At 77.8% G+C, this 8,971-nt stretch carries 2 protein-coding genes; both read left to right on the top strand.

Features of this window, described 5'->3' with window-relative positions:
• On the top strand, positions 1 to 3,717 hold a 3,717-nt coding region (locus ACQKQD_RS33810; RefSeq protein WP_427510961.1), incomplete at its 5' end, for an amino acid adenylation domain-containing protein.
• A partial coding sequence (locus ACQKQD_RS33815; protein ID WP_427510962.1) for an amino acid adenylation domain-containing protein occupies positions 3,714 to 8,971 on the top strand: 5,258 nt, incomplete at its 3' end. The genes ACQKQD_RS33810 and ACQKQD_RS33815, both read left to right, overlap by 4 nt.

The following is an 8,971-nucleotide window of genomic DNA, read 5'->3' on the forward strand; positions in this document are numbered from 1 at the left end:
GTGGTCGCCCGTCCCGGTCCGGACGGGGGGCTGCGGCTGGTGGGCTACGCGGTGCCGGCGGCCGGCGGCGCGCTCGACGAGCCCGCGCTGCAGCGCGCCCTGGCCGACACGCTGCCCGACGCGCTGCGCCCCGCCCGCATCCTCGCCCTGCCCGCCCTGCCGGTCTCCGCCAACGGAAAGCTCGACCCAGGACGGCTCCCCGAACCCGACTGGGCGGGCACGGGTCGGCGCGGGCCGCGCACCGCGCGCGAGGCGGCCGTGGCGCAGGCCTTCGCGCAGGTGCTCGGCCTCGACGCGGTCGGGATCGACGACGGCTTCTTCGACCTCGGCGGGCACTCGCTGCTCGCCACGCGCCTCGTCAGCCGGCTGCGCGCGGCGCTCGGCGTCGAGCTGCCGCTGCGCGCCGTGTTCGAGGCCCCGACGGTCGCGGCGCTGAGCGGGTGGATCGCCGCGGGTGGCGGCGACGCGGCCAGACGCGCCGGCCCCGCGCGCCTACCCCTCGTCGCGCGCCCGCGGCCGGACGTCGTCCCGCTCTCCGCGGCCCAGACCCGGATGTGGCTGCTGTCGCGGATCGACGGCGCGCATCCCTACACCATCCCGATCGCGCTCCGCCTCACGGGCCCGCTCGACGCCGACGCGCTGCGCGCGGCCCTCGCCGACGTGGTCGCGCGCCACGAGAGCCTGCGGACCCGCATCGTCGCGATCGACGGGGCGCCGGCGCAGCAGGTCCTGCCGCCCGACGCGGCGCGGCCCGGCCTCGATCTGTGCGCGGCGGACCCGGAATCGTGGCCGGACGCGCTGTCCGCGGCGGCGCGCGCGCCCTTCGACCTGGCCGTTGACCTGCCGATCCGCGCGCGGCTGTACCGGTTCGGCCCGGACGCGCACGGGCTCCTCCTCCTGATCCACCACGTCGCCGCCGACGGCTGGTCGCTGACTCCGCTGATGCGCGATCTCGCGGCGGCCTACGCGGCGCGGTGCCGCGGCGCGGCGCCGGAGCGCCCGGCCCTGCCGGTGCAGTACGCGGACTACGCGCTCTGGCAGCGCGACCGTCTCGGCGACGAGGCCGACCCGGACAGCCTGATCGCCCGCGAGATCGGCTACTGGCGCGCGCAGCTCGCGGGGCTGCCCGAAGGCCTCGCGCTGCCCACCGACCGGCCGCGCCCGGCGACGGCGAGCCACCGCGGGCGGCGCGTGCCCCTCGCCCTCGGGCCGGATCTCCACCGCGCGCTGGCGGATCTCGCGCGGCGCGAGCGGGCGAGCCTCTTCATGGTGCTCCAGGCCGGCCTGTCGGCGCTCCTGACCCGCCTGGGCGCGGGCGAGGACATCCCGCTCGGGAGCCCGATCGCGGGTCGCACGGACGAGGCCCTCGACGGCCTCGTCGGCTGCTTCGTCAACACGCTCGTGCTGCGGACCGACACGTCCGGCGACCCGAGCGGGCGCGACCTCGTAGGGCGGGCCCGCGCCGTCGCGCTCGAGGCCTACGCGCACCAGGACGTGCCCTTCGAGCGCCTCGTGGAGGTGCTGAACCCGCCGCGCTCGCTCGCGCGCCATCCCCTGTTCCAGGTCATGCTGGCGCTTCAGGACGGCGTGCCGGATTCGTTCGATCTGGCCGGCCTGCGCGCCGTCCCGGATCCGGTCGGTGCCGGGGCCGCGCGGTTCGACCTCGCCTTCGACCTCGTCGAGCGGCGCGGGGCCGACGGGACGGAGGCGGGCGTCGTCGGCCACCTCGAATACGCCACGGACCTCTTCGAAGAAGCCGGCGCGACCCGCCTCGCGGACCGGTTCGCGCGGCTGCTCGCGGCCCTGGCGGCCGCGCCGGACCGGGCAATCGGGGATCTCGACCTGTTCGAGGCCGGCGAGCGGCGGCAGGTCCTGACGGACTGGAACGCGACGGCGCGGGCGGTGCCGCCCGAGACCCTGCCGGCGCTCGTCGCCGCGCAGGCGGCCCGCACGCCGGAGGCCGTCGCCCTGGTGGCCGGTTCGGAGGTGCTGCGCTACGCGGAGCTCGAGGCCCGCGCCAACCGGATCGCCCACGCGCTCATCGCCCGCGGGATCGGACCGGAGGACATCGTGGCGGTGGCGCTGCCGCGCGGGCCGGACCTCGTCGCGGCGCTGCTGGGCGTGCTCAAGGCCGGGGCGGCCTACCTGCCGCTCGACCCGGGCTACCCCGCGGAGCGGCTCGCCCTCATGCTGGCCGATGCCCGGCCCGCCGACCTCGTGACCGTCGACGGGTGGCCGCGGCCGGACGGCCTGCCCGCCCTGGTGCTCGACGCCCCGGACGGGCGCGCGGCGCTCGCGGCCGCGCCGGCCCGCGCGCCGACCGACCGGGACCGGGCGCGCCCGCTCGTGCCGGCCCATCCCGCCTACGTGATCTACACGTCCGGCTCCACGGGCCGGCCGAAGGGGGTCGTGGTCCCGCATGCCGGCCTGACCAACCTGCTGCACGACCTCGTCGATCGCCTCGGCGTGACGCCGGCGGACCGGCTGCTCGCCGTCACCACGGTCGGCTTCGACATCGCGGGCCTGGAACTGTTCGGGCCGCTGCTCCGCGGCGCGCGCGTGGTGCTGGCCGGGCGGGACGACGTGCTCGATCCCGGGCGTCTGGCGCGGCTCGTCCGCGAGGCGGGCATCACGCTCATGCAGGCCACGCCGACCCTGTGGCGCGGCCTCGCAGAGACGGACGCCCTGCGCGGCGTGCGGGTGCTGGTGGGCGGCGAGGCGCTGCCGCCCGACCTCGCGGGCGCCCTGAGCGCGCGGGCGGCGCGGGTCACCAACCTCTACGGCCCGACCGAGACCACGATCTGGTCCACGGCGGCCGAGATCGTGCCCGGCGCGGAGGCCGTCACCGTCGGCGCGCCCCTGTGGAACACGCAGGCCTACATCCTCGACGGCGGCCTGCGGCCGGTCCCGCCGGGCACGGTCGGCGAACTCTACCTCGCGGGCGCCGGGCTCGCCCGCGGGTATCTCGGGCGGCCGGGGCTCACGGCCGAGCGCTTCGTCCCCTGCCCCTTCGGGCCGCCCGGCGCGCGCATGTACCGGACCGGCGACCGCGCGCGCTGGCGCGCGGACGGGGCCCTCGACTACCGCGGCCGCGTCGACCACCAAGTGAAGATCCGCGGCGTGCGCATCGAGCCCGGCGAGGTCGAGGCGGCGCTGATCGCGCAACCCGGCGTCGCGCAGGCCGTCGTGACCGCGCGGCAGGACCGGCCCGGCGACGCGCGGCTGGTGGCCCACGTCGTCCCCGGCCCCGGGGCGGCGCTCGACCCCGCGGAGCTGCGCCGGGCGCTCGCCGCGACGCTGCCGGACGCGATGGTGCCCGCGGCCGTCGTGACGCTCGATGCCCTGCCGCTGACCCCCAACGGCAAGGTCGACCGCGCCGCCCTGCCGGCGCCGGAGCCGGTCGCCGACCCGGCCGCCGACCCGCCGCGGACCGGGACGGAGCGCCGCCTCGCCGCTGTCTGGGCCGAGGTGCTGAACCTCCCCTCGGTCGGGCGCGGCGACAACTTCTTCGCCCTGGGCGGGCACTCGCTCCTCGTCGCCCGGGTCGTCGCGCGCCTGAGCGAGGCGCACGGCATCGTCCTGCCCCTGCGCGCCGTCTTCGAGGCGCGCACCCTGGCGGATCTCGCGGTCGCGATCGACGGCCGGGACGCGGGTGGCGCGGACGCCGACATCGACGCGATGAGCGACCTCCTCGACGCGCTGGAACACGCCGAATGACCGACACCGGCCCCTCGCGGGACGACCAGCTGCGCGCCCTGGCGGCGCGCTTCTCCGCGCTGCCCGACGGCAAGCGCCGCCGGTTCGTGCAGGACCTCGCCGCGCGCGGCCTCGAGGCGGACCGCCTGCCGATCCTGCCCGCGGAGGGCGGCGACGCGGGACCGCTCTCCGACGCGCAGCGCCGGTTCTGGCTCCTCTGGCAGCTCGACCCGGAGAGCCCGGCCTATCACATCGTCGGCGCGCTGCGCCTGACCGGTCCGCTCGACCCCGAGGCGCTGGACCGGGCGTTCGCCGGCGCCGTCGCCCGTCACGCGGGCCTGCGCGCGCGCTTCCCCCTGCGCGACGGGGAGCCGGTGCAGCAGGTCGACCCGGCGGGCACGTTCGCGATGGTCCGCCACGACCTGACCGGCTGCGACGCGGCCGAGGCGCGGGCGCGTCGCGCCGCGATCGAGGCGGCCGTCGAGCGGGCGCCCTTCGACCTCGCGCGCGGGCCCCTGCTGCGCGCCGCCCTGGTGCGCGAGGCGCCGGACCGGCACGTCGTCTTCCTGACCCTGCACCACATCGTCGGCGACGCCGTGTCGATGGACCTGCTGATCGACGCGGTCGCCGCCGGCTACGGATCCGACGCGCCGGAGAGCGCGGCCCCTGCCATCACCTACGCGGATTACGCCGCCTGGCAGGCGCGGATGCTGGACGCGGGCGCCCAGGCCGCGAGCCTCGGGTTCTGGACGGACCTCCTCGGCACGGAGCACCCCGTCCTCGCCCTGCCCGCCGACCGGCCGCGCCCCGACGTGCCCAGCTTCACTGGGGAGACGCTGACCTTCCCGCTGCCGCCCGCGACCGCGGCGGGCATCCGCGCCCTGGCCCGCCGCGGCGGCGCGACCGCGTTCCACGTCCTGGCCGCCGGCTTCGCGATCCTGCTCCAGCGCCTCGGCGGCGAGCGCGCTCTCCGCCTGGGCGTGCCGGTGGCGAACCGCACCCGACCCGAGACCGCGGGCGTGATCGGCAGCTTCGCCAACACCCTGGTGCTGCCCTTCGCGTTCGACCCGCTGGACAGCTTCGCCGCGTGCGTGGAGGCGACGCGGGCGCTCCTCGTGGAGGCCCAGGCCCATCAATCCGTGCCGTTCGAGCGGCTCGTGAGCGCCCTGAGCCCCGACCGGCATCCGGGCCGCAATCCCCTGTTCCAGGCGATCGTCCAGCACCTGCAGGAGCGCCCGCTCGCCACGATCCGCCTCGGCGACCTGTCGGTCGAGCGCGTCCCCCGCGCCACCGGCAGCGCCCACGTGGATCTCGGCCTGACCACGCTGGAGGACGCGCAGGGCGGCTTCACCGCGCACCTCACCTACGCCCGCGACCTGTTCGACGCGGCCACCGTCGCGCGCTGGCGCGACCATTTCCTGACCCTGCTGGGCAGCCTCGTCGCGGCGCCGGACGCGCCGATCCACGGGGCGCCCCTGCTCACACCGGGCGAGATCGCGCGGCTGAACCCGCCCTCCGCGCCGTCCGAGGTCGACGGGCAGCCCGTTCACGTGACCATCGCGGGGTTCGCGCGCACGGACCCCGAACGGACCGCGGTGATCTTCGCCGATCGCGCCACGAGCCGCGGCGCGCTGGACGCCGAGGCGAATCGCCTCGCGCACCGTCTCGCCGAGGCCGGCATCGGCCCGGACACGGTCGTCGCCGTGATGCTGCCCCGCTCGCCCGGCCTGCTCGCCGCCTATCTCGGCGTGCTCAAGGCGGGTGGCGCCTACCTGCCGCTCGGGCTCGACCTGCCGGACGCGCGCATCGCCGCGATGGTCGCCGACAGCGGCGCGCGCGTCCTCGTCACGGATCGCGCCCATGCCGGCCGCGGGCCGGCCGCGGTCCCGCGGATCCTGATCGACGCGGACGCGCCGGACGCGGGCGCGGGGCATCCACCCCCGGTGGCGCTCCACCCGGAGAACCTCGCCTACCTGATCTACACCTCCGGCTCGACGGGGAAGCCGAAGGCGGTGGCGGTCGCGCACGGCCCGCTCGCGATGCACGTCCGCGCGACCGCACCGCTCTACGAGATGGACGCGGACTCCCGCGAGTTCCACTTCATCACCTTCAACTTCGACGGCGGGCACGAGCGCTGGCTGACGACGCTCGCCTGCGGCGCCAGCCTCGTGCTCCGCGACGACGCGCTCTGGTCGCCGGCGGAGGTGTTCGCGGCGTTCCGCCGGCACGGCGTGACCAATGCCGGCTTCCCGCCGAGCTACGTCCGGGAACTGACGCGCTGGGCCGAGCAGGAGGGCGGCGCGCCGACCCTCGACCTGCTCTCCTTCGGCGGCGAGGCGATGCCGCGCGACGAGCTCGCGCGCGTCAACCGCGCCCTCGGGCCGCGCCGCCTCATCAACGGCTACGGGCCGACCGAGACCGTGGTGACGCCGCTCGTCTGGAAGGTCCCCGCCGGCACGACCTGCGACACGCCCTACGCGCCGATCGGCAGCCCGGTGGGCGACCGGACGGCCTGGATCCTCGACGACGCGCTGCACCCGGTGCCGGTTGGGGTGGTGGGCGAGCTCTACATCGGCGGCACCGGCCTCGCCCGCGGCTACCTCGGACGCCCCGGCCTGACCGCCGAGCGCTTCGTGCCCGACCCGTTCGGAAGGCCCGGCGCGCGCCTCTACCGCACCGGAGACCGCGCCGCACGCCGCCCCGACGGCGCCCTCGACTACCGCGGACGCGCCGACGAGCAGGTCAAGATCCGCGGACAGCGCGTCGAGCCCGGCGAGGTCGCCGCCGCCCTGCGCGCGCAGCCCGGCATCGCCCAGGCCGCCGTCCTCGCCCGCCGCAAACCCGACGGCCCCGCGCGGCTCGTGGCCTACGCGGTGCCCGCGCCGGGCGCGCACCCCGACCCGCAGGAGCTGCGCCGCGCCCTGGCCCGCGACCTGCCCGAGGCCCTGGTGCCGGCCGCGATCGTCCTGCTCGACGCCCTGCCGCTCTCGACGAGCGGCAAGCTCGACGCCCGCGCCCTGCCCGAGCCCGACGCGGACGCGTCCGCCCGGGACGCCGACCCGCCGCGCACGGCGACCGAGCGGCGCCTCGCCGATCTCTGGGCCGCGGTGCTCGGCCTGCCCGGGCCCGACGCCGTCGCCCGGTCCGACACCTTCTTCGAGCGCGGCGGCGATTCCATCCTCGCCCTCCAGCTCGTCACGCGCGCCCGTCAGGCCGGCCTGACGCTCACCCCCCGCGACGTGTTCACCCACCAGAGCCTCGCCGCCCTCGCCGCGCACGCCGAGCGCCAGGACGCACGACCGGCGCTCCCCGCGCGCGACGCGGCGACCGATCCGGGCCTCGAGGCCGGCCCGGTGCCGCTGACCCCGATCCAGAGCTGGTTCCTGGCCGCGCCGATGCCGCGGCGCGCGCACTGGAACATGGCCGTGCTGCTCGTCCCGCGGGCGCGCCTCGCGGCAGACCGCGTCGCGGAGGCGCTCGCCGCGCTGACCAACGCCCATCCGGCCCTGCGGCTGCGCTTCGCGCAGGCGGCCGACGGCGGCTGGCGGCAGACCTGCACCGCTGCCGACGCCGTCGCGGCCGCCGAGTCGCTGTGGCGCCGCGAGGCCCGGGACGCGGCCGCCCTGGCGGCGCTGGCCGAGGCCGCGCAGACGAGCCTCGACCTCGCCCGCGGGCCGGTGCTGCGCGCCGTCCTGGTCGATCCGGCCCCGGACGGCGGCCAGCGCCTCCTCCTCGTCGCCCACCACCTCGTGGTCGACGCCGTCTCCTGGCGCATCCTGGTGGTGGATCTCGCCCTGGCCCTCGCGGGGCGGACCCTGCCGGCGCCCGCGACCTCCTTCCCCGCCTGGGCCCGGCACCTCGACGCCCTGGCCCGGGATCCGGCCGAGGCCGACCGCCGCCGCGCCTGGGCCGAGGACTGGGCGGCGCAGCTCGCGCCGCCCGCATGGTGCCTCGAACCTGCCCGGCCCGACGCCCCCAACGTCGAATCCGCCCAGACCGAGATCGCCGACAGCCTCGACGCCGACACCACCGACGCCTTCCTGCGCCGGGCGGGCCGGCCCTACCGCACGCGCCCCGACGAGATCCTGCTCGCGGCGCTCGCGGTGGCGGTGTCGCGCCGCTGCGGCGGGCGAGCCGTGCGCGTCGTGCTCGAGGGCCACGGTCGCGATGCCGACGCCCTGGCGGACAGCTTGGCGGACGCGGCCGGCGAGGCGGCGCGCCACGACCTGAGCCGGACGGTGGGCTGGTTCACCACGCTGGTGCCGCTGCGGCTCGACCCCCTCGGCGGCGAACCGGACCTGCCGCCGGACCTGCCGCCGGACGACGACGCCCGCGGCCACGCCCTCGGTCCCCTCCTCGGCCGCGCCCTCTGCCGGGTCAAGGAAGCCCGCCGCGCCCTGCCCCAGCCCGATCTCAGCCACGACCTCCTGCGCCACGGCCCCGCAGCGGACCTGCGCCACCGCATCGCCGCGACACCCGAGCCCGGCATCCTCCTCAACTACCTCGGCCAGATCGATGCCGACCGCGCCGACCCCGACGCGCCCTTCGCCCTCGCCCCCGAGAGCGCGGGGCCCATGCGCGACCCCCACAGCCCCGCAGGCGCCGAACTCACCCTCACCGCCCTCGTGCGCGACGGCCGCCTCCGCCTCGCCTGGCGCTTCAGCCCCGACCGCCACGATGCCGCCGCCATCGCCGCCATCGCCCGCGACACCCGGCACACCCTCCAGGCCCTCGTCGACCACTGCGCCGACCCGGGCACCCCGCGACGGCCCACCCCTGCCGACCTGCCCCTCGCCCGCCTCGACCAACCCGGCCTCGACGCTCTCCTCGCCGGCCACGCCCTGGCCCCCGACTGCCTCGCCGACCTCTACCCGCTCACCCCCCTGCAGGAGGGCCTGCTCTTCCACGCCCGCCTCGCCCCCGGGGACGCGGCCTACCGCAACCAGGTCCGCCTCGACCTCGAACCCCTCGACCCCGACCGCTTCGCCCGCGCCGTCCGCGCCACCCTCGAGCGCCACGACGTCCTGCGCACCGCCATCCTCGACCCCGCCGACGGGCCGCCCCTCCAGGCCGTCCTCGACCCCGTGCCCCTGCCCCTCGCACGCCTCGACTGGACCGGGGAGCCGTCGAGCCAGGACGCGCCGCACGAGGACGCCCCGGACGAGGATGCCCGCGCCGACCGCCTCGCCGACCGCCTCGCCGCCCTGGCCGACGAGGAGCGCGCCCGGCCCTTCGACCTCGCCCGGGCCCCGCTCCTGCGCCTCGTCCTGGTCCG

Source organism: Methylobacterium sp. NPDC080182, from assembly GCF_050281105.1.
GTDB lineage: Bacteria > Pseudomonadota > Alphaproteobacteria > Rhizobiales > Beijerinckiaceae > Methylobacterium.